15 protein-coding genes and 1 pseudogene are annotated in these 21,181 nt (G+C 73.5%); 5 read left to right on the top strand and 11 right to left on the bottom strand.

What is annotated here, in order from left to right:
• Nucleotides 1–72: 72 nt before the first annotated feature.
• The 5 genes from IE237_RS09420 to IE237_RS09400 form a co-directional block, all read right to left on the bottom strand.
• Nucleotides 73–228 carry a VenA family class IV lanthipeptide gene (locus IE237_RS09420; protein WP_189801340.1) on the bottom strand — a complete coding sequence of 52 codons (156 nt, stop codon included), beginning with the start codon at nucleotides 226–228 and terminating at the stop codon, nucleotides 73–75.
• A 226-nt stretch (nucleotides 229–454) separates the two neighbouring features.
• The gene (gene lanL, locus IE237_RS09415; RefSeq protein ID WP_189801339.1) at nucleotides 455–3,190 is read right to left on the bottom strand and encodes a class IV lanthionine synthetase LanL; all 2,736 of its coding nucleotides are present in this window, start codon (nucleotides 3,188–3,190) and stop codon (nucleotides 455–457) included.
• A gap of 177 nt (nucleotides 3,191–3,367) precedes the next feature.
• Nucleotides 3,368–4,027, bottom strand: a complete 660-nt coding sequence (locus IE237_RS09410) for a CoA transferase subunit B (RefSeq protein ID WP_189801338.1) — start codon at nucleotides 4,025–4,027, stop codon at nucleotides 3,368–3,370.
• Entirely contained in the window at nucleotides 4,027–4,803 is a 777-nt protein-coding gene (locus IE237_RS09405) for a CoA transferase subunit A (protein ID WP_189801337.1), read from the bottom strand. The genes IE237_RS09410 and IE237_RS09405 overlap by 1 nt, the downstream gene beginning before the upstream one ends.
• A gap of 216 nt (nucleotides 4,804–5,019) precedes the next feature.
• Entirely contained in the window at nucleotides 5,020–6,513 is a 1,494-nt protein-coding gene (locus tag IE237_RS09400; RefSeq protein ID WP_189801336.1) for an extracellular catalytic domain type 1 short-chain-length polyhydroxyalkanoate depolymerase, read from the bottom strand.
• 299 nt (nucleotides 6,514–6,812) lie between these two features.
• Here IE237_RS09400 and IE237_RS09395 point away from each other — a divergent pair, with 299 nt between their 5' ends.
• The 3 genes from IE237_RS09395 to IE237_RS09385 all read left to right on the top strand — a co-directional run bounded on the left by IE237_RS09395 (nucleotide 6,813) and on the right by IE237_RS09385 (nucleotide 11,239).
• Complete coding sequence (locus tag IE237_RS09395; RefSeq protein ID WP_189801335.1) at nucleotides 6,813–7,607, top strand: 3-hydroxybutyrate dehydrogenase; 795 nt, start codon at nucleotides 6,813–6,815, stop codon at nucleotides 7,605–7,607.
• 103 nt (nucleotides 7,608–7,710) lie between these two features.
• Nucleotides 7,711–9,075, top strand: a complete 1,365-nt coding sequence (locus IE237_RS09390) for an MFS transporter (RefSeq protein WP_189801334.1) — start codon at nucleotides 7,711–7,713, stop codon at nucleotides 9,073–9,075.
• A 109-nt stretch (nucleotides 9,076–9,184) separates the two neighbouring features.
• Nucleotides 9,185–11,239, top strand: coding sequence for a helix-turn-helix domain-containing protein (locus tag IE237_RS09385; RefSeq protein ID WP_189801333.1), 2,055 nt, complete (start codon nucleotides 9,185–9,187; stop codon nucleotides 11,237–11,239).
• A gap of 295 nt (nucleotides 11,240–11,534) precedes the next feature.
• Here IE237_RS09385 and IE237_RS09380 read toward each other — a convergent pair.
• Nucleotides 11,535–11,622: pseudogene (locus IE237_RS09380) on the bottom strand.
• A gap of 35 nt (nucleotides 11,623–11,657) precedes the next feature.
• Nucleotides 11,658–12,419 carry a DUF7873 family protein gene (locus tag IE237_RS09375; protein WP_189801634.1) on the bottom strand — a complete coding sequence of 254 codons (762 nt, stop codon included), beginning with the start codon at nucleotides 12,417–12,419 and terminating at the stop codon, nucleotides 11,658–11,660.
• A 268-nt stretch (nucleotides 12,420–12,687) separates the two neighbouring features.
• Here IE237_RS09375 and IE237_RS40635 point away from each other — a divergent pair, with 268 nt between their 5' ends.
• Complete coding sequence (locus tag IE237_RS40635; protein WP_229842478.1) at nucleotides 12,688–13,440, top strand: DUF4232 domain-containing protein; 753 nt, start codon at nucleotides 12,688–12,690, stop codon at nucleotides 13,438–13,440.
• A 29-nt stretch (nucleotides 13,441–13,469) separates the two neighbouring features.
• On the opposite strand, the gene IE237_RS09360 is transcribed toward IE237_RS40635, so the two are convergent.
• The 4 genes from IE237_RS09360 to IE237_RS09345 all read right to left on the bottom strand — a co-directional run bounded on the left by IE237_RS09360 (nucleotide 13,470) and on the right by IE237_RS09345 (nucleotide 20,089).
• Entirely contained in the window at nucleotides 13,470–17,018 is a 3,549-nt protein-coding gene (locus tag IE237_RS09360; protein WP_189801331.1) for a hypothetical protein, read from the bottom strand.
• 86 nt (nucleotides 17,019–17,104) lie between these two features.
• The gene (locus tag IE237_RS09355) at nucleotides 17,105–17,992 is read right to left on the bottom strand and encodes a sulfite exporter TauE/SafE family protein (protein WP_189801330.1); all 888 of its coding nucleotides are present in this window, start codon (nucleotides 17,990–17,992) and stop codon (nucleotides 17,105–17,107) included.
• Entirely contained in the window at nucleotides 17,989–18,573 is a 585-nt protein-coding gene (locus tag IE237_RS09350) for a rhodanese-like domain-containing protein (RefSeq protein ID WP_189801329.1), read from the bottom strand. Before IE237_RS09350 ends, IE237_RS09355 begins: the two co-directional genes overlap by 4 nt.
• A 121-nt stretch (nucleotides 18,574–18,694) precedes the next feature.
• Nucleotides 18,695–20,089, bottom strand: a complete 1,395-nt coding sequence (locus IE237_RS09345; protein ID WP_189801328.1) for an MBL fold metallo-hydrolase — start codon at nucleotides 20,087–20,089, stop codon at nucleotides 18,695–18,697.
• 338 nt (nucleotides 20,090–20,427) lie between these two features.
• Between IE237_RS09345 and IE237_RS09340 the strand changes: the two genes are divergently transcribed.
• The gene (locus IE237_RS09340; RefSeq protein WP_189801327.1) at nucleotides 20,428–21,108 is read left to right on the top strand and encodes a class I SAM-dependent methyltransferase; all 681 of its coding nucleotides are present in this window, start codon (nucleotides 20,428–20,430) and stop codon (nucleotides 21,106–21,108) included.
• Nucleotides 21,109–21,181: the final 73 nt, after the last annotated feature.

Genomic DNA, 21,181 nt, shown 5'->3' with positions numbered 1-21,181 from the left:
TCTACGGGTTCGCGCTCGGGTTCCGGCCGGCGGCTGCCCGGGACAGCCGCCGGCCGGATGGTGCTGCCGGTCCTAGGCGCAGCTGATGCCGATGCAGACGGTGTTGAGGAGGGTCAGCAGACCGATGCACTCACACGTCGCGGCGAACGGCGCTCCGTCGACGCCGACCGGGTCGGTCTCCGGAAGGGCGTGGAGCCGGGCCAGCAGTTCGAGGTCCTGGTTCTCCATGGGATTCTCCTTCTTCTGTGAGGTGGCGGCAGCACTCTTCTGCCGCTCGACCCGGCACATGGACGGTCCAGCGCCGGGAGTCTTGGTGGGGTGTCCGCAGGACACAGGGCAGGCCGGGGCAGCACCGGGCCAGGGCAGGGCAGCGCCTGGCCGCGGCCGGTCAGGGCAGCACCGGGCCGGGGCACGACAGGGTGAGGAAAGGCGGTCCGGGGCGGGGCCCCGTCGCTCAGCCCGGCTGCTCGACCGTCCAGTGCCGAGGGCCGCCGTGGCGGATCCGCAGGAGGAAGGCGAGGATCCCTGCGGACCCGTCGCTCCAGCTCGTCGAGACGTCCCCGTACTCGTTGGGGAAGACCACCTGGCCCTGGCGATGGGTCCGTTCGGCCAGGACGAGGCCGGCCAGTTCCCCGGCCGTCTCCCGGTGGACGGGGTCTCCTGTGGCGTCGGCCATGTCGAGGAGGAGGTCGCCGTTCCCCGCGAGCCCGTGGCACTGGGTGAGCGCGGCGCGGGAGGCGCGTTCCCTGACGGCGTGCGTGCTGCGGCGGGCGAGGTCTCCGAACCGTTCGTCGCCCGTGGCCTGCCACAGCCGGACGAGGAAGGTACCGATGCCGGCCGAGCCGTGGCACCAGTACGGCGCCGTGGGCACGTCACCGGACTGAGCCGGCCACTGGGCCGCTTCGCCGGTGCGTACGGCGTGGGTCACGAGGTCCTCGCCGATCTCCACCGCCAGGTCCCTGTGTTCGGGGCGCCGCGAGAGAGCCGCGGCGGCGAGGAGGAAGCACCCGATGCCGGCGGTCCCGTGGGCGAAGCCGAGGTAGCGTTTTCCGCCCTCGGGGGAATCGGCCTCCCCGGGCACCGCCCAGCCCACACCGCCGGGCTCGCGCTGCGCGGCGGCGGTCAGCCGGTCGGCCGCGTCGACGGCCAGGTCGGCGAAGCGCGTGTCCCCGGTCCGCTGCCACAGGTGGAGGGCGGCGAGCCCGCTGCCCGCCGTGCCGTGGGTGATGTCGTGATGGGGCGTCACCTGTTGCGGTGCCAGGGCCAGTGTCAGCGCGTGCTCGGTCAGCCGGCGGTCGTCGATGGCGCGACCTGCGTCGTACAGCGCCCAGGCGGTGCCGCGGCCGCCGAAGTGCAGGCCGGGGCGCGGGGAGCTGCGGTCGGCGTGGTCCGCGATCCAGTGGCCCGCCGTGGAGAGCAGCCCGGGCATCCGCGCGTCGCCGGTGAGAGTGAAGTACCGCGTCAGGACGGCCAGGACACCCGCCGCGCCCTGCTGCACCGTGCAGGGATCGCTCTCCCCGGCCAGTGTCGACACGGGCCACAGACGACGGTCGTCCGCCGGGGTCATCGACTCGACGAGGTGGTCCACCAGACCGGCCACCGTCTCGTCCGGTGACCCGCCGTCCCGCACCGGGCCGGCGGCCGCACAGGCCTCCGCCCGCCCGCTCGTCCCGGCGGCGGCGCAGGCCTCCGCCCGCACGCTCGCCCCGGCCGCGCCCCGGGGCGCCGCCGCCCCGTCCGCCCTGCGCAGGGCCTCGCGGGCCGCGGACGGGTCCCACCGCTCGGCGGGATCGTCCCGCATCAGCCCGAGGATCATCTCGACCACGGCGTCCGGCAGCCGGAGCGGCCCCGCGCAGGCCGTCAGCCACGCGGCGAGCCGCTGCTCGGCCGCCCTGCCGGCAGGCTCCTCCGGCAGGAGGTTCGGCACCTTCCCGGCCAGGACGAAGCAGGCGGTCGCCCCCAGGCTGTAGTAGTCGGCCGTCGCGTGGACGGGCGCGTCGGCCAGCCGCTCCGGGGCGCTGAAACCAGGCGTCCCCACACGGGTCGGAAGCGCCGTCTCGTCCTCCAGGACGGCGAGCTCCAGGTCGATGAGGCGCAGTTCACCGTCCGGGCGGACCATGACGTTGCCCGGAGTGAAGTCCCGAAGGACCAGTCCACGCGCGTGTGCCGCCGCCACCAGGTCCACCAGGCGCACGACCTGGGCCATCGCGTCGGCCCGGTACTGCTCGCCCCCCACGTCGCGGAAGCGCTCGGCCACCCAGGTACGCAGGGTCACGCCCGGCACCTCGTCCTGCGCCAGGAACAGATGCCCGCCGTGCTCGAACAACGCCACGGCTTCCGGAGCCAGGCCCGTGCCCTTGAGCTTCTCCAGCGTCCTGGCCTCGGCCCGCAGCCAGTCGCGGACGTCGCCGCCGGAGGCATTACCCTCCACGTGCGGCCGGGCCTCCTTGATCACCACGCCCGCGCCCGTACGGGCATCGCTGCCCCGGTACACACCGCCCTTGTTCGTCTGCCGGATCGCCTCACGCACCGCGAAGCGGCCACCGAGGACCACCGGACGACTCGTCGCGTCCCCGCCGCGCGGCGCCACCGGCACCACGGCGGGGAACGGACACTCGGCCCAGGGCGGCGGTGCGTACTGGCCGGTGCGCTTGTCCTCGACGGGATTGCCGTCGGGGTCCTCGATGAACCACACCAGCAGACCGTCGTCCGACAGCCGCCGCCGGCCGACGAAGGATCCGTAGCGGTAGTGCACCAGGCTGCGCACGGCGTAGGGCTGGTCGGACAGGATCCGGGGTCCGGCGAGACCCGCCGTGGCCCCGTGCAGCTCCTGGGCGAGCGCGGCCGCCTCCGCGTCGGAACGCGGATAGACGGTGATGAACTTGCCCGAGCTCCCCCGGGGCGTCGCACGGGAGTTGAGCGCGCTGACCTGCTCCAGCGACCGGGCGAACTTGAACCCCGACCGCTCCCTCAGCAGCACCCCCAGGGCCTTGCTGAGAACCTCCGGCGCGGAGGCGGCCGTGGCCGACAGGTGCAGCTTCCATCCCTGCTCGCGCCGCGTCCCGGCCAAGGGCGCGACCCGGCACCACATCTCGTCCGCCTCGACCGCCCAGCGCGCACCCGTACCCGTGGCGTGCAGCGCCTGGCGGAGGAGGTCTTCCAGCTCGACTTCGGTCATGTGGCTCGTCATTGCGTGTCCCTCTCAACGGTGAGAACCGCTGAGGGGAAGGTGCCCGGTGACATAAACGGACCAACACACGCCCCCCTGGATTCACTTGATCCAGCGAGCGCGCGACGCGATACCCCCACGGAGAGGCGCGCCCGGCGCAGCGAGCAGCGCACGAATACCCGCCCGGAGAGGCCCTGTTCAGGGCTTTCGTGCGCCTCCGATGTCCACCGGCACCCTCAGGTCGGCGTCCGTGGCGGCCCGGACCTCCTCGACGGTGACGTCCGGGGCGAGTTCGACGAGTGCGAAGCCGTCCGGGGTGATGTCGACGACGGCGAGGTCGGTCACGACGCGGTGGACGACGGCCCGGCCGGTCAGCGGAAGAGTGCAGGTGTCCACGAGCTTGGGGGTGCCGTCCTTCGCGGTGTGCTCCATGAGGACGACGACCCGGCCGGCGCCGTGGACGAGGTCCATCGCGCCGCCCATGCCCTTGATCATCTTGCCGGGGATCATCCAGTTGGCGAGGTCGCCGCGGGCGGAGACCTGCATGGCGCCGAGGATCGCGGTGTCGATGTGGCCGCCCCGGATCATGCCGAAGGAGAGGGCGGAGTCGAAGAACGAGGCACCGCGCCGCGTGGTGACCGTCTCCTTGCCGGCGTTGATGAGGTCGGCGTCGAGTTCGTCCTCGGTCGGGTACGGGCCGACTCCCAGGATGCCGTTCTCGGACTGCAGCACCACCTCGATGCCCGGCGGAAGGTGGTTGGGGATGAGGGTGGGCAGGCCGATGCCGAGGTTGACGTACGAACCGTCCGTCAGCTCCAGGGCGGCGCGGGCGGCCATCTGTTCGCGGGTGAGGGCCATCAGACGTCGCCTTCCTGACGGACGGTGCGGCGCTCGATGCGCCGTTCGGCGGCGGGGTCTCCGGGCGTGACCCGGATGACGCGCTGGACGAAGACGCCGGGGAGGTGCACCTCGTCGGGGTCGAGTTCGCCCGGTTCGACGAGGTGGTCCACCTCCGCGACGGTCACGCGGCCGGCCATGGCGGCCAGCGGGTTGAAGTTCCGGGCGGACGAGCGGAAGACGAGATTTCCGTGCCGGTCGCCGATGGTCGCCCGGACCAGCGCGAAGTCGGTGGTGATGCCGTGTTCGAGCAGGTGCTGACGGCCGCCGAACTCCCGGGTCTCCTTGGCCGGTGAGGCCACGGCGACCGTGCCGTCGGTGGCGTACCGCCAGGGCAGCCCGCCCTCGCCGACCTGGGTGCCGGTGCCGGCGGGGGTGTAGAAGGCGGGGATGCCGGCGCCGCCGGCCCGCAGCCGCTCGGCCAGGGTGCCCTGGGGGACGAGCTCGACCTCGAGCTCGCCGCTCAGGTACTGGCGGGCGAACTCCTTGTTCTCGCCCACGTACGAGCTCGTCATGCGGGAGATCTGCCCCGCGGCGAGCAGGAGACCGAGGCCCCAGTCGTCGACGCCGCAGTTGTTCGAGACGATCCTGAGGTCGCGCGTCCGGCGCTGCCACAGGGCGTCGATGAGCGTGCCCGGTATGCCGCACAGCCCGAAGCCGCCCACCGCGAGCGAGGCGCCGTCGGGGATGTCGGCCACCGCCTCCGCGGCGCTCGCGACTGTCTTGTCCAGACCCATGCAGGTCCCTTTCCCTCGGGCAGCCCGGCCGACCGTGCTGGTCGGAGCGGGTGCCAGTACAACCGACGGGCAGCGAGCCTAGGCAGGCCGCAGGGGCGGGACCATGGCTGTCATCCCCACATCAACCCCGGTGGAGGTGGTGGTGACCACCTCCACCGGAGCGTGCGCGGGAGGGCCGACGGCGCTGGTGAGCACCTCGGCCAGCGGCGCGTCAGGTCAGGCCGAGCAGCCGGAATCGGCCACGACGTAGTAGCCGGGCGCGGTCTGCTTGAGGGTGTGTGTGGTGAAGGTGTTCCACAGCCCCATGGCCTGGCCGGAACCCGTGGCGTAGGTGGAGCCGCCGCTCTGGTACGCACGTCCGGCGACCGTGTGGTCGTAGTTGCTGGCCGTGTGGCACGTGGGCGTGTACCCGGTCGTGGTGGCGGTGACGGACGCCGAGACCGCGCCCACCGCGCCCGAGGCGTCGACGGCCGCGACGGTGTAGCCGTACGCCGTCCCGGTGGCCAGGCCGGTGTCGGTGTAGGCGGTCGAGGCCGTGCCTCCCACCTTCGTACCCGCGCGGTAGACCTCGTAGGAGGCCGCGCCGGGCACGGCGTTCCAGCTCAGGGACACACGGGTGTCGGCGGTCGAGACGACCGCGAGGCCGGTGGGGGCGGGCAGGGAACCGGGGCCGGGCTCCTGCCCCGCGCCGTCGAGGCCCCAGAAGCGGGCGGTGTGGTAGCTGGAGCAGATGGTGTCGAGGTAGTAGGTGCCGGTGCTGCCGCACTGCTCCGGGCCGCTCCCCGGGTCGACCGCGAGGCCGTGGGCCATGCCGGAGATCGAGTAGACCTGGACGGCGGGCTCGCCGGAGGCGTCGTCGTACTCGCTCAGCGTGGTGCCGCCGCTCAGGCTCCGGGTGCGGGAGGGCGTCTGGCCGATGCCCCAGACGTCGGTCCACTGGTCGCGCAGCTCGGTGGCGTTGGCCGGCTGGACGGTGGTGTCGGCGGTGCCCTGCCAGATCGCCACCCGGGGCCAGGACGTGGTGCCGGCGGGAGCGGCCGAGCGCACCAGCGCACCCCATTGCGCGGGGCTCTTGTCCGGCGGGCTGTACATGCAGGTGTACGCGGTGGACACGCTGGTCGCGCAGGACGCGGGCAGCCCGGAGTCGATGGAGCCGCCCGCGAAGACGTCGGGGTAGGCGGCGAGCATGTTCGCGGTCATGCCGGCGCCGGCGGACAGGCCGGTGACGAAGACCCGCCGGGAGTCGCTGCCGTACTGGGCGACCGCCTTGTCGACCATCTGCTTGATCGACAGCGCCTCGCCCTGACCGCGTGCGCTGTCGCCCGGCTCGAACCAGTTGAAGCAGGAGTTCGCGTTGTTGGCGCTGCTCGTCTGCGGGAGGACCAGCGCGAAGCCGTAACGGTCGGCGAACGTCGGCCAGCCGGAGTGCGCGTAGTAGTCGCTCGCGCTCTGGGTGCAGCCGTGCAGGGCGACCACGAGCGGCGCGCCGGCGGGCAGCGCCTCGGGCGCGTAGGCGTACATGGACAGGTTGCCGGGGTTGGACCCGAAGCCGGTGACCTGGGTGAGACCCGCGGCGGAGGCCTGCGGGCCCACGGCGACCAGACCGCCGGTGAGGGCGAGCGCGCCCGCGGCGGCGGTGACCCAGCGGCGGATGCCTCCGGCGAGGCGGCGGCTCTTGGTGAAGCGGAACGGAGGGTGCGGCTGTCCCATGACGACTGCCTCCTGTAGGGGTGAGCACGGGGGAGCACCGACCGAGCCGGGCGTGGGACCGGGACGGTCGGTGTGGCGTGCATCATGGGGGCGCCCGCACCGGCGCTGACATGGGCCGGACAACCAGGCTTGGCCGGAACCATGTGTGACAGCGATCCATGGCCGTCCCCGAGACGGCCCCGGTACCGGCTCCTCCTCGGCTCCGCCCCTGTCATGTCGGCAGCCACCACCCCTGGGCAGTGGTTTGTAGGGGCTGCCGACATGGGATGGGCCCGTGGCGCTCCCTACTGTTTCCGGCCATGACGAACACATTTCCCCGCCCGGTCGCTCTGCCGCCGCCCGCCGCGGCGCTCGACCTGAGCGGCCGCACGGCCCTCGTGACCGGCGGCGGCAGCGGCATAGGCCGGGCCTGCGCGCTCGCCCTGGCGCAGGCAGGGGCCACCGTCCACGTGGTCGACCGGGACGCCGAGGCGGCCAAGGCGGTCGCGGAGATCACCGGAGGCGAGGCCCATGTCGCGGACCTCGCGGACGCCTCCGCCATCGGCAACCTGCCGGCCGAGGTCGACATCCTGGTCAACAACGCCGGCCTGCAGCACGTGGCTCCGCTCACGGAATTCCCCACGGAGCGTTTCGAACTGATCCAGAAGGTGATGGTCACCGCTCCGTTCCTGCTGATGCGCCACGTCCTGCCGCACATGTACGACCGGGGCTGGGGCCGCCTCGTCAACGTCTCCAGCGTCCACGGCCTGCGGGCCAGCGCGTACAAGGCCGCCTACGTCGCCGCCAAGCACGGCCTGGAGGGGCTGAGCAAGGTCGCCGCGATCGAAGGCGCCCCGCACGGAGTCACCAGCAACTGCGTCAACCCCGGCTATGTCCGTACCCCGCTCGTCGAGGGCCAGGTGAGGGACCAGGCCGCCGCGCACGGCATCAGCGAGGGCGACGTGCTCTCCGACGTCATGCTGGCCCGCACGCCCGTCAAACGCCTCCTGGAGTCCGAGGAGGTGGCCGCCGCCGTCCTATGGCTGTGCGGTCCCCACTCCGGCTATCTCACCGGGGCCTCCCTGCCGCTCGACGGCGGCTGGACCGCCGGCTGACCCGCGGCCGTCTCCCGGCCCCACTTCTCGCCGTCCCCGCACCGCCCCAGCACCGCCGCACGCCCGTCCCCGTCCCCGTTCCGTTCGTGAAACCGGTGAACCCATGTCTGACACCACCACGCCGAGAGGCGGCATCGGCCGCGTCGTCGCCGCGAGCCTGATCGGCACCACCATCGAGTGGTACGACTTCTTCCTCTACGGCTCGGCCGCGGCCCTCGTCTTCAACACGCTGTTCTTCCCCAGCGCCGACCCGCTCGTGGGCACGCTCATCGCGTTCATCACGTACGCCATCGGCTTCGCCGCCCGTCCGCTCGGCGGGGTCGTCTTCGGCCACTTCGGCGACAAGATCGGCCGCAAGAAGCTGCTGGTGGTCAGCCTGCTGATGATGGGCGGCGCGACCTTCGCGATGGGTCTGCTGCCCACGTACGAGACCCTCGGAGCCGGCGCGCCGATCCTGCTGACCGTGCTGCGCCTCGTCCAGGGCTTCGCGCTGGGCGGCGAGTGGGGCGGGGCCGTCCTGATCGTCTCCGAGCACGGCGGCGACAAGCACCGCGGCTTCTGGGCCTCCTGGCCGCAGGCCGGCGCGCCTGGCGGCAACCTCCTCGCCACCGGCGTCCTGGCCCTGCTCGCCGCGTTCCAGTCGGAGGAGGCCTTCCAGTCCTGGGGCTGGCGCATCCCCTTCCTGCTCTCCGGAGTCCTCGTCCTGATCGGCCTGTGGATCCGCGTCTCGGTGTCCGAGTCCCCGGTCTTCCTCGCCGCCCAGGCCCGGGCCGAGGCCGCCGCCGCGCAGGGCGTGAAGGAGAAGGCCCCGGTCGTCGAGGTGTTCCGGCGCAGCTGGCGCGAGGTGCTGTCGGCCATCGGCACCCGCTTCGGCGAGAACATCTCGTACTACATCCTCACCTCCTTCCTCCTCGTGTACGTCACCGTCCACCTGGAACTGCCCAAGAGCACCGCCCTGAACGCCGTCCTCATCGGCTCCGCCGTCCACTTCGTCACCATCCCCCTGTGGGGCGCCCTGTCCGACCGCATCGGGCGGCGGCCCGTCACCCTCATCGGCTCGGTGGGCATGGCCGTTTGGGCCTTCGCCTTCTTCGGACTCGTCGACTCCAAGTCGTTCCCCGTGATCGCCCTGGCCGTCACCGCCGGGCTGCTGCTGCACGGCGCGATGTACGGGCCGCAGGCCGCGTTCATCTCCGAGATGTTCGACACCAAGGTCCGCTACTCCGGCGCCTCCATGGGCTCCCAGCTCGCCTCCATCGTCGCCGGAGCCCTCGCCCCGATCATCGCCGTCGAACTCCTCAAGGACTACGACTCCTCCACCCCCGTCAGTCTCTACCTCTGCGTGGCGGCGGTGATCACCACCATCACCGTGGCGGTCACCCGGGAGACCCGGGGGCGCGACCTGGAGCGCTCGCGGCACGAGGAGCCGGCCGCCGCTCCCGCGGTCCCGGCGGCAGACCGGGTGTGACACCGCCCCGCCCGTGAGCAGCCCGGTCCGCCGCCCTGACGGGGGCAACGCGGTGGACCGGGCGCCGCGCCGCACCACCCGTCCACAACACGGCCCGCGAGGAGGCCTCATGACCACCGGCCGCCGACCCGACCCCCGGACGCCGGTACCCGCCGAGTCGGCGGGCCCGGCGTCCGTACCCGCCGAGCCGCGCGGCCGGACGTCCCGACCTGACGGGCCCGGGGGCCGGGCCTCCGTACCCGCCGAGAGGGCCGCTCAGGTCACCGCTCCCGCCGAGGCGGCCGCCCGCCGTCTGCTGGAGCTCCTCGCGGCCGACGCCCCCGCCGAGGAACTCGCCTCCCAGCCCGCCCGCTCACGCGCGGCCGGTGTCGCCGCGCCGGACATCGCAGGGATCGAGGAGACCACCGAGACCGCCCTGTCCGTACGACGCGTGCTCGACCAGTACCGGCGCCGGGAGACGGAACTCGTCGCACTGTTCGACACCGCGGGCGATCTGGCCGGCCTGCGGGAGCTCGACGCCGTGCTCCGCGCCATCGTCCGCCGCGCGAGGACCCTGCTGGGCTCCGACGTCGCCTACCTCACGCTCAACGACCCGCTCGCCCACGACACCTTCATGCGCGTCACCGAAGGATCCGTCTCCGCGGCCTTCCAGCAGCTCCGCCTCGGCATGGGAGAAGGCCTCGGCGGCCTGGTCGCCCAGACCGCGCGCCCCTACGCCAGCACGGACTACCGCACCGACCACCGCTACCGCCACACCGGAACCATCGACGACGGCGTGGCCGAGGAAGGACTCCGCGGCATCCTCGGCGTCCCCCTGCGGCTGGGGGAGGAGATCATCGGCGTGCTGTTCGCCGCGGACCGCACCCCGCGCGAGTTCACCCCCGACGCCATCGCCCTCCTCGGCTCGCTCGCCGACCACGCCGCCGTCGCCATCGACAGCGCCCGCCGCCTGGAGGAGACCCGCAGCGCGCTCACCCGGCTCGAAGCCGCCAACGCCACGGCCCGCGCCCACGGAGAGGCGCTGCACCTGGCCTCCGACGCCCACGACCGCCTCACCCGACTCGTCCTGCGCGGCGCGGGCATCGACGACGTGGCAGCCGAGATCGGGGCACTGCTCCGCGGGGGAGTGGCCGTCCACGACACCGACGGCAGCGAACTGGCCCGGTCGGGCACCGGACCCGTCACGCCCTCGGCCGAGACCCTGACGGCGTCGCGTACGGACGGCAGCGCGATCCACGCCGACGGCGTCTGGACCTGCGCCGTGCTGGCCGGCACCGAATCGCTGGGGAGCATCGTCCTGACCGGCCGGGCCGACCTCTCCGAGGCCGACCGGCGCCTGTTCGAACGCGCCGCACTCGTCACCGCGATGCTGCTCCTCATGCGCCGCTCCGTGGCCGAGACCGAGGACCGGGTACGGGGCGAACTCCTCGACGACCTCCTCGCCGACCCCACGGCGTCGCCGCGTCGGGACGGCGGAAGCCTCACTCTGCGAGCCCGTCGCCTCGGCGTGAATCTGGCCCACCCCCACGCCGTCGCCGTGCTCGACAGCGAGCCGGCCCTGCGCCCCCGGCTCGCCGCCGAGACCGCGCGCACAGCCCGCAGGCTCGGCGGGCTGTCAGGCACCCGACACGGTCACGTGGTCCTGCTCGCGCCCTGCGACCGGCCCGGGACCCTCGCCCGTACGCTCTCGGCCGACCTCACGCGCGCGCTCGGGGCGCCGGTCACCGCGGGGGCGGCGGGCCCCGGATGCGGGTCCGAGGCGATCGCGGCCCTCCACGCCGAAGCCCGGCGATGCGTGACGGCGCTGCACGCCCTCGACCGGAGCGGAGAGGGCGCCGACATCGCCGAACTGGGTTTCATCGGCGTCCTCCTGGGCGACCGTGCCGATGTCGGCGCGTACGTCGAGCGGGTCCTCGGCCCCGTCCTCGCGTACGACACCGAACGCGGCACCGACCTGCTGCGCACCCTGCGCGCCTACTACGACCAGGGCGCCAGCCTCTCCCGCGCCAAGGACGCCCTGCACGTCCACGTCAACACGGTCGTCCAGCGCCTGGACCGCGTCGCGCAACTCCTCGGCCCCGACTGGAACACCCCGGCCCGCGCTCTGGAGACCCACCTGGCCCTCCGCCTCCACCAGCTCACCCGCACGCCCGGAGAGCCCTGAGCGGTCGCACGGAAAAGGAGCGGGTCCGAGGGCGTAGCCTGCCCCCGGACCCTGTGGGTGCCGCTCACATCACACGCCGGCACACTTGAGGACCCGGGTTATTCGTCATTGCGTCGCGTCCTGCCTTTGGACCACCGCCGATCGAGCTCGGCGGACCAGATTCGAACTGGCATTTCGACGCACCTGGGCCCGGGCCCGGTCGATCCGGCGATGAGCGGCGCATGCTGAGTCTGGAGCAATAGTCTGAGATTGACCGCGGTCTGCCTCTGCCTGGTTGGGCCATCCCGGCCGGAAGTGCCGGGAGGAGGACTCGAACCTCCACTGGAACCGCGGATGTCACGACAAGGCTCAGCTTCAGCTTTGCGCTCCTCGCGCACCCCGGCCGTGTTCTGTGGCCGGGGAGTCTGTGGTGTCCCGGCTACCCGAAGAGGTAGCCGAAGACGGCGTCGCCGACCCGCTGGTCGGTGACCTCGGCGCTGTTCGCCTCCTCACGGGCGAACTTCACCGCCTGCTGGAGCTTCTCCACCCGCTCGAGCAGCTCGTTGACCCGCCGGGCCGGCAGCGCACCGGAGAACTTCACGGTGGTCCAGTAACCGACCGGCACGTCCTCGTAGTACACCTCGACCTGCGCCGGGTGCTTGTCCGTCGCCTCCGCCTTCACGTGGTTGCGCGGAACCTTCTTCGTCCGGACGGTGCGCACGACCTCGGTCTTCCAGGCGTCCGTCGACGGGTCCTGCGTCCACGACTCCGCGGCGTCCAGCACCGGAAGCCTGCGCACGAAGGTGTTGATGTCCGTGAGCTGCTTCTCCAGGAACAGGAGGTACGCCACGGGCACCCGCTCCACGAGCACGCGCCCGTCGACCGTGATGTCGGCGCGCGCCTCGCAGTTCGCCCAGTCCTTGGTGGCCGTCACATCGAACAGGCGGGTCAACGCCCGTGCGGTGTCCCGCAGGACGTCCTCGGCCTTCACCTGCACCAGCGTGGACTCGGGCGGCAGCTGCTCGCCCTCCTCGTCCTTCGGCTGGTACGTACGGGAGATGCCGGCGAGCAACGCGGGCTTCTGCAGCCCGTGATGAGCCGCCGTCAGGTCCTGATGCGCCCGGGACTTGACGCCCTTCTCGACTGCGATGATCTGATTGAGTTTCGTTGCCACGTCGCCGACCTTAGAGCGCGGGGCCATGATTGATCGAATGATTTTCGAGTGGCCGGCGATGTCGATCTCGGACGTACACCGTGCGCGCCCGACATCACCGACCCCGGGCCTCGCTCCGCTCCAGCCGCTCCCGCTCGTCGCTCCCCTGCGAAGCCGGTGCGTCGACGAGCTCGCGACGCGTGGGGTGAACCGTGGTGATTTCGGCAAGACTCCGTCACAGAACCGTGAACCTCGCGCGCGAACCTGGTGTCCACCACAGCGCAGTTCGTGCGTTGCCATCGGGGGGAGTACCACCATGAGTACCGTTCGCAGAGCCGCCGTCGTCCTCGTCGCCGTGTCCGCGCTGGCCCTGACCGCCTGCGGGCCCTCCGAGGACGGAGCCGCCGGCGGGACCGATGTGCCCACCGCGACGCCGCCCACCTCCTCCGCCCCCTCCGCGACGCCGCCCACCTCCTCGGCCAAGCCCACGACGCCCGCCAAGCCGTCGAAGCCGGCCAAGCCCACGACGCCCGCCAAGCCGTCGAAGCCGGTCAAGCCGTCGACGCCCGCCAAGCCGTCGAAGCCGGTCAAGCCGTCGACGCCCGCCAAGCCGTCGACGCCCGCCAAGCCCGTGACGCCGTCGACCGATCCGGACTACGACGTCTTCCCCTGCAGCACCTACGACCTGACGTTCACCGCGAGCCTGGCCGAGCCCACGACCAGCAGCTACCTGCTCAAGGTCACGAACAAGACCGGCAAGCCCTGCCGGGTCCTCGGCCACCCCGTCGTGACCTTCGGCGGCCTCGACGGGCAGGCGACGGCGCGAGGCGCCGCCCCGGGCATCGAGGAGGCCTTCAAGCTCGCACCCGGCCAGTCCGCCTACGCGGGACTGATGGGCGGCCTGAAGGGCCCCAAGAGCGAGACCGTCTCCTCGATCGCGATGACCATGGAGACCGATTCCGACCTGAAGCAGGTCCCGCTCAAGGCCTCGACGCCCGGTCTGAACGTCTCCGACGACAACTCCGTCACCCCGTGGATGGACAACGCCGAGGACGCGCTCAGCCTGTAGCCGGGGCGCGTGGGGGCGGCCTCAGGGGGTCAGCGGCGGCCCAGATCCGTGGCGTACGCGGCGTCCCGGACTTCCGGCTCCGGGTGGCGGCGCAGTTCCACGACGGTCGTACGAAGGCTCTCCGGCCAGTCCAGGCGGGTGCCGAGGGCCGTGGCCAGGCCGACGGCGAGGAGCCCCTCCACCAGGCCGCCCTCGCCGCTCAGGACGCGGATCGCGGTCGGAGCGGCGCCGGGGCCGGCGAGCGGCCTGCCGTACCGGTGGGCTTCCTCCACGTCCTCGGCGACCCGGGCCGCGAGGACGGGACGGCCCTCGATCGCGGCGGTGAGTTCGCGGAGCGAGAGCAACAGCTCGGGCTCCGCGGCCTCCAGGTCGATCGCCCGTACGAGGAGCGCGGTGCGGGTGGCGGTGGCCGCCGGTTCGGCAGCCAGCTGCCGGGCGAGGACCGCGCACATCCGTGGGTCCCGGATCGTCGAGCCGAGGAGGGAGTCGAGGCGACGCCGCGCCGGAAGGTCCCCGTCGCGACCGCCGCCCTCCGGTTCGCCGGCCGCGATGAGCACCAGCAGGCGGTCCACGGCATCGTGCAGCAGGCTGCCGGGCGTCGCGCCGCCGAGCGGGTGGGGCAGTCCGGACTGGGCGAGCTCCGTCAGTCCGTATCCCGCCCGATGGACGCTCAGCGGCGAGGCGAGGTCCGCGTAGACGGCCACCAGGGCGCTTCCCGCGGCGGGCGTGTACTGCGCCCAGTCGCGGAGCCCGTACAGGGCCTGGTTCGCCTCTTCCTCCTCGGGGACGAAGGCCAGCCGGGCGACGAGCTCCCCGTACCGCGACCGGTGGGCGGGGGCCAGTTCCGCCGGGCTCACGTCCAGAAGCGCGTTCCGGGCGGCGTCGGGCCCGTCGGCGGCCGCCGACTCCAGCAGGGCCCACATGCGCTCGTCCGGCAGCAGTGTCGCGGCCAGGCCGACGACGGTGGCGTGCACGTCCCGGTGGATGCCCGGGGCACGGCCCACGGTGGACAGGAGCGCGGCGGCGACGCCCGCGGGCAGATGGCGGGCGGCGAGCCGGGCGGCCGCCTTTCTGACGGTGACCTTCACCCCGGTCTCACGGGTCAGGACGTCGTGGAGCAGGGCGGCGACCCGGGTGGGCCGGGCGTGGGCCGCGGCGCGGGCGGCCGCGGACCAGGCGGCCGCCGCCCTGTCGTCTCCCGCGTGGTCGAGGAGGGTGGCCAGGGCCGAGGCCGGGTCGTCGGTGTGGGCGGCCGCGTCCAGAGCCGCCGCCGTCAGGGGCGACCCGCCAGGGCCGGCCGAGGCCGCCGCCGTCAAGGGCGAGCCGGCAGGGGCGGCCGAGGCCTCCGCCGTACTCCCGTGCCCGGGGACACTCGGGCCCGGAGCGGTGTACCGCTGGAGCAGGGTCCTGCCGTGCTGCGGCACCGGGGCCACCGCCCGGAGCAGCGCCGCGCGTTCGTCGAGGCCCCGGCCGGGGTCGGCGATGACGGCCGAGGCCAGCCGGACCGCGGCCTCCTGCTGACGGGGCAGCCACCGGTCGGCGTAGCGGAACGGGGGCAACGGCCGGGGAGCGCCGGCCACGGGGAACCGGCCGCCCGGAGGAGGCGTCTCGGGCAGGGCGCTGTCCAGCAGGTCGGTCCGGTCCGCGGCGAGGACGGCCAGCACCTGGGGCACGAAGGCCGCGGACGGCTCCCGCGCCAGCAACTCGGCGACGCGTTCGCCCCGGGACACCGGGTCGGCCAGCCAGGCGGCGGCGACCTCGCCGAAGACCCCGTCCGGGCAGGAGCCCAGGGCCTGTCGGAGACGGTCCTGGAGGTCCGCGTTCCCGAAGGCGTGGCGTCCGGCGGACCTGACCAGCGCGAGGAGCGGCGCGACGTCTCCGGAGACGGCTGCCCGGTCCAGCCAGGGTCCGAGCGCACCCAGCACGGCGCCCGCCGCACCGCCACGCAGCAAAGTGCCCGGAAGTCCGAGCCGCGCCGCTCCGGTGTGCGCGGTCAGGGCTTCGACGAGGTGTACGGCGGTCCGCACGGCGGTGGCACCGCCGGCGTCGGCAGGCGTGTCCGCGGTGGCCCCGCCGCCGTCGGCGGCGCTCGCTTCGGCGCCGGCGAGGAGCGTCACGGCCAGCGTCCGGATCGCGTCCCGGGTCCTCTCCGAGCAGTCCCGGGCTCTCAGGCCGTCGAGGCACAGCCGTTCCACGGAGGCGGACCCGGTGCTGCCCCCGGCGGACGCGCGGATCGCGAGGGCTGCCACGAGTGCCGGGGCCGGAAGCTCGCCGACGGCGGACAGGGCTTCCTCGCGCACGGGGGCGCGCTCGTGGGCGAGCCGGGCGGCGGCCAGCGCGAGGACCTCCGCGATCTGCCCCGGATCACGGGTGTGGCCGGCGTTGGCGATCAGCTGGGACCAGATCGTCCCGCGCTCGTCGGCGTCATGGGTCCCGAGTCCGGCCAGCAGCTCGGGGCGGGCCTCGGCAGGAGGCAGCAGGGCGAGGAGACCCCAGAGGTCCCAGCCCGCGGAGGAATCGGAGCGGACCGCCTCGATCGCGGCACGGGCCCGGGCGTGCCGCTCGGCGGGCGGCAGCGGGGCGATCACCCCCGCGTGCGCGTGGACGTTCCCGCGCGGACCCGCGGCGGCGACGACGGCGTCCACGAAGCGGGGCCGGCGCGCCGGTGGCATCGATCGCAGCAGCACGCCGAAGGCCTCCCGGTGGAACCACCGGGCCCCCAGGAGGGGCAGCGACGGCGGGTCCGCCGCCACCAGTTGCCGCATGACGGTTCGGCGGGGGGTCCGTTCCCACCGCGCGGCCGACCGGTCCGGGTCGGCGAACCAGCGCACGACGCGCTCGGCGTCGACCGCGACGAGGTCGCTCAGCCGGTCCTGCACCGGACCGGGCAGGTTGTCGGGGCCGTACCGCTCCAGCAGGTCGAGGACGCGCCCCGGCGCGGCGGGCAGGGCGGCGGCGATTCCGGCGGCGTGCCTCCTCCACCAGAGGTCGCGCAACCGCCGGGGTATGCCTCCGAGTTCCCGCTCCGCATGGTCCAGGACGGCGGAGGGGTGGCGTACGGCCAGCGTGCTCCAGTCCTCGAACGCGAGCGCCCCGGCGAGTTCGGGCAGCAGACGTGCGGTGAACTCCGTCGAGCAGCCCGGCAGCAGGCGGGCCGCGTCCCGGTCGCCGTACGCGTCGCGCACCCGGAGCACCAGCCGCTCGGCGAGTTCCGGCCTTCGCCCGTCACGGAGCAGCCGCGCGAGATCGGCGCGGACCACGGCGGGCGCGTCGTCGTAGGCCGCCTCGACGGCGGCGTCCGCGACGGGCAGCCGCCGGGCGCCGCGCAGCGCGTACCGGCGGACCACGGGGTCCGGGTCGCCGAGCCGGGCCACGAGGTGGTCCGGCTCTCCGGCGGTCAGGGCCGCGAGCGCGGCGAGGCGGCGTTCGTACGGGCCGCCCGCGGCCAGAGCGGTGAGCAGAGGCCGTACCGCTCCCCGGGCGGCGAGCCGGTGAGCGGTGACGGCGGTCAACCGGAGCCGGGCGGCGTGGGGAAGGGGTTCGAGGGCGGCGAGCAGCTGCTCGGCAGTGGAGATCATCGCGGGCATTGTGCCTGACAGGGCTCCCACGACCCCACCGAATATCCGCCCGCCCGTACGGACGGCGCTCGGTCGTACCTCGGGGATCAGGACCTCAAGGCGTGCTCTCTCGTGCCACGGCCGGAACGTGGCGACCGGGACATCCGCCGCAGTCGGACCGCGACCGCGCCGGCCAGGACCGCCCCGGTCACCGCCCACGTGGCCGGGTGGGCCCACACGGCGGAGTCGAGTTGCTGCGCGAGCACGAAGACACCCATCACGACGACGAACCAGCCGAACGCCGTGCGCAGCGCGTCCTGCGGGATGCGGCCCGCGAGCCGGCCGCCCACGAGACTGCCGGCCACCGCCGCCGCGGTGACGGTCAGGGCCAGACCCCAGTCGATCTCGACGCCCGAGAGGTGCCCGGCGAGGCCGGCGAAGGACTTCATCGCGATGACGAGCAGCGACGTGCCGACCGCGATGCCCATGGGCAGCCCGCCGAGGATGGCGAGCGCCGGGACGACGAGGAATCCCCCGCCGGAGCCGACCAGACCCGTCACCGCACCGACGACGAGACCCTCCACCGCGATGTGCTTCAGGGGGAGTTCCGCGTGTGCCCTGCGCGCCTTCTCCCGGCCGGGCCTGGGCTTCCGGAGCATCGCGGCCGCCGTGGCCAGCATCATCAGGGCGAAGGCGACGAGCAGGACCGTGCCAGGGACGTACTCGGCGAGCCGCCCGCCGCCGTAGGCGCCGACCATGCTGAACGCGCCGAAGAGGAGACCGGTCCGCCAGCGGACCCGGTGGGCCCGGGCGTGCGGGATCAGTGCGGCGAGGCTGGTGACGCCGACCACGAACAGGGAGGTGGCGATCGCCTCCTTGGTGTCCTGCCCGGCAAGGTAGACCAGGATCGGCACCGTCAGGATCGAGCCGCCGCCCCCGAGCACGCCGAGACTGACGCCGACGAGCAGGGACGCCGCGACGACCAGGGTGGTCACGACGCGCTCCGCAGCTCCGCGATCACCGTACGGATGTCGGCGCGGGGCCCGCGGTTGTACGGCAGCTTGGACAGCAGGACGCCCATGGCGCAGGAGTTGCTGAGAGCCGCGTACGTCAGGCCCGCGCCGATCGCCGTGCCGATCAGATGGGCGCCCGGGACGAACACCCCGATCAGACCGGTGGCCAGGACGACCGAGCCGGCCACGAGCCGGACCTGCCGCTCCATGTCCCACCGCTCCGGACCCCGGTCGACGGGGGCGCCGGCCGACTCCCAGGCGACGATGCCGCCCTCCAGGACGCGGAGGTGGGGCAGTCCGGCATCGGCCAGTGCCTTCTCGGCCTGGGCGGCACGGGCCCCGGAGCGGCAGACGAGCACGACGTCCTCGTCGAGGTGGGTCAGGAGTTCGGTGCGGTGCTCGCGCAGGGTGTCCAGGGGCACGTTGTACGAGCCCGGGATGTGCGCCGTACGGAACTCGCCCGGCGTGCGCACGTCGAGCAGGCGCGGAGCGCGCCCCTCCTGGACGAGACGGTGCAGTGCGGCGGGAGTGAGGGAGGGGGTGGGCGCGGGGGAGGTGCTCATGGGATTCCAGTTCATGTGGGCTCATGAATACCCAGGGGGGTATTCATGAGCTTGCGAGGGGCCCCGGTGGACGGCGGGGCGCCGGGGGTGGGCTTGCGGCGTGGAACGGGGGCGGTCGGGGTCAGACTCCGGCCGTCTCGCCCGCCGGCTCCGTCAGGGCCCAGGCCGCGTATCCGCCGAGGATGTCGGAGACGTCCTGGAAGCCGCGCTGTCGCAGCAGGCTCGCGGCGATGGAGGAACGGTGGCCTCCCGCACAGTGCAGGACGAGGGGCCGGTCGGACGGCAGCTCGTCCGTGCGGTGGGGGAGTTCGCTGAGCGGGATGTGCAGGGCGGAGCCGATGAAGCCGTTCGTCTCGCGCTCCCCGCAGGTGCGCACGTCCACGACGACCGGCGGCCGCTCGCCCGCGAGGGCGCCGCGCAGGTGTGCGGCGGTGATCCGGCCGGCGGGCGAGACCTCGTCGGACAGTGATTCCAGGGCGTCCTCGGGATTGCGCAGGTAGCCGACGACCCGGTCGAATCCGATCCGGGCGAGGCGGGTGACGACCTCCTCCTCCCGGTTCTGCGGGGCCATGACGACCAGCTCGGCGGCCGGGTGGAGGACGGTGCCTGCCTGCTCGGCGAAGCGGCCGTCGGCGGGCACGTTCACCGCGCCGCGCAGGTGCCCGGCCGCGAACTCCTGCGGGTCGCGTGCGTCCACCACGACCGCGCCGGCGGACCGCAGCCCGGTGAACTCGGCGAGCGCCAGCGGGCGAGGAGCCGAAGTGTCGTAGCGGGCCCGGTCCTTGCGGTTCAGCTCGGCGTCGTACGCGAAGTAGCCCGGCGCGGCCGGCTGGCCGGCGGTGACGAGGGCGACGAACTGCTCGCGGCTCATCGGCGCGCAGGCGTAGTTGGTCGCCCGCTGCTCACCGATGGTCGACTGCTTCTCCGTCGAAAGGTGCTTGCCGCAGGACGATCCGGCGCCGTGCGCGGGGAAGACCCGCACCTCGTCCCGCAGCCCCATCAGCTTGTTCTGCACGCTGTCGTGGAGCATCGCACCGAGCTCCTCGGCGGTCACGCCCACGGAGGCGAGGAGGTCGGGGCGGCCGACGTCGCCGATGAACAGCGCGTCGCCGGTGAGGACGCCGTAGGGCACCTCGTCCTCGGCCCGTTCGTAGACGAGGACGCTGATCGACTCCGGTGTGTGCCCGGGGGTCTCCAGGACCTCCAGCGTGACGTCGCCGAGGGAGATCCGCTCGCCCTCGGCGAGCTTGCGGATCGGGTACTCGGTCTCGGCGCGCCGGCCGTAGCCGATCCAGGCGCCGGTCTCGTCCGCCATCTCCAGGTGACCGGCGACGAAGTCGGCGTGGAAGTGGGTGTTGATGACGCCGACCACCGTGAAGCCGTGCGCGGCGGCGTCGGCCAGGTACTCGGAGACGTCCCGGCGGGGGTCGACGACCACCGCCCGGCCCGTGCGCTCGTCGGCGATCATGTACGACGCCTGGGAGAGGCAGTCGAGGTAGTACTGCGTGAAGAACACGGCAATCCCTTCATCAGGAGCGCACGCCAGGGGTGGGCGCGAGGTGGCAGGGCGCAAGCCGGCCATGCGCCCGTGGCGCGTGCGAGCGTCTGGCCGAGGTGGACTCTGATACCCCCCTGGGTATTTATGTACTCGACGGTAAGGGGGTGCTTCGGGGAAAGTCAAATACCCCCCTGGGTATTCTCCAGGCAGGCAGGCAGGCAGGCAGGCAGGCAGGCAGGCAGCAGGCAGGTGCCCCGCCGGGACCTCTGCCACCCGCTCATCGCGCGGGGACGGAGGTTTTGCCGGACCGGCAACATGAGTGGCCCGAGCCGGGCGCGAGGGACGACGGTGGGCTCGTGACGGACAACATCGCTGCGGCATCGCCCGCATCTCCGATCCCTTCGCCCACCGACGCATACGTCGGAGACCCCGAGGTACGGGCGAAGTGGGACGACCTCTATGCCGACCGGCAGCAACTGTGGAGCGGCCGGCCCAACGGCGCACTCGTGGCCGAGGTCGCCGGGCTCGTGCCCGGCCGCGTGCTCGACGTCGGCTGCGGCGAGGGCGCGGACGCCGTCTGGCTCGCGCGCGGCGGCTGGGACGTGACCGCGCTCGAGGTCTCCGGCGTGGCGCTGGAGCGGGCGGCCGGGCACGCGCGGGACGCCGGCGTCGACGTGCGCTGGGTCCATGCCGCACTGACGGAGGCGGCACTCCCGCCGGCCTCCTTCGACCTGGTCTCCGCCCAGTACCCGGCGCTGCTGCGCACGGCCGACGGCAGCGCCGAACGCGCCCTGCTCTCCGCCGTCGCGGTCGGTGGAGTGCTGCTGCTCGTGCACCACGCGGGAATGGACACCCGCGAGGCGAACGACAGCGGCTTCGACCCCGCCGACTACGTCTGGCCCTCGATGGTCGCGGCTCTGCTCGACGACGACTGGGTGATCGAGGTGGACGAGGAACGGCCCCGCGTGGTGCCCGACGGCGGGGCCGGCGCGCACCACACCGACGACGTGGTGCTCCGCGCGCGCCGCCTGCGCTGAGGTCGAAGTGCGTGCGGCGGGCATCCCCTGTCCCCGCCGTGCGGCCGAAACCGCAGGTGGAGACGGTGGAGTC

Source organism: Streptomyces tanashiensis (assembly GCF_014648895.1).
GTDB lineage: Bacteria > Actinomycetota > Actinomycetes > Streptomycetales > Streptomycetaceae > Streptomyces > Streptomyces tanashiensis.
This window is presented reverse-complemented; position numbering and strand designations above follow the sequence as displayed.

What these genes read in the sequence shown, in the direction of transcription:
- IE237_RS09420 (WP_189801340.1), bottom strand. Translation starts at nt 228, where the DNA reads ATGGAGAACCAGGACCTCGAACTGCTGGCCCGGCTCCACGCCCTTCCG.
- lanL (WP_189801339.1), bottom strand. Translation starts at nt 3,190, where the DNA reads ATGACGAGCCACATGACCGAAGTCGAGCTGGAAGACCTCCTCCGCCAG.
- IE237_RS09410 (WP_189801338.1), bottom strand. Translation starts at nt 4,027, where the DNA reads ATGGCCCTCACCCGCGAACAGATGGCCGCCCGCGCCGCCCTGGAGCTG.
- IE237_RS09405 (WP_189801337.1), bottom strand. Translation starts at nt 4,803, where the DNA reads ATGGGTCTGGACAAGACAGTCGCGAGCGCCGCGGAGGCGGTGGCCGAC.
- IE237_RS09400 (WP_189801336.1), bottom strand. Translation starts at nt 6,513, where the DNA reads ATGGGACAGCCGCACCCTCCGTTCCGCTTCACCAAGAGCCGCCGCCTC.
- IE237_RS09395 (WP_189801335.1), top strand. Translation starts at nt 6,813, where the DNA reads ATGACGAACACATTTCCCCGCCCGGTCGCTCTGCCGCCGCCCGCCGCG.
- IE237_RS09390 (WP_189801334.1), top strand. Translation starts at nt 7,711, where the DNA reads ATGTCTGACACCACCACGCCGAGAGGCGGCATCGGCCGCGTCGTCGCC.
- IE237_RS09385 (WP_189801333.1), top strand. Translation starts at nt 9,185, where the DNA reads ATGACCACCGGCCGCCGACCCGACCCCCGGACGCCGGTACCCGCCGAG.
- IE237_RS09375 (WP_189801634.1), bottom strand. Translation starts at nt 12,419, where the DNA reads ATGGCCCCGCGCTCTAAGGTCGGCGACGTGGCAACGAAACTCAATCAG.
- IE237_RS40635 (WP_229842478.1), top strand. Translation starts at nt 12,688, where the DNA reads ATGAGTACCGTTCGCAGAGCCGCCGTCGTCCTCGTCGCCGTGTCCGCG.
- IE237_RS09360 (WP_189801331.1), bottom strand. Translation starts at nt 17,018, where the DNA reads ATGATCTCCACTGCCGAGCAGCTGCTCGCCGCCCTCGAACCCCTTCCC.
- IE237_RS09350 (WP_189801329.1), bottom strand. Translation starts at nt 18,573, where the DNA reads ATGAGCACCTCCCCCGCGCCCACCCCCTCCCTCACTCCCGCCGCACTG.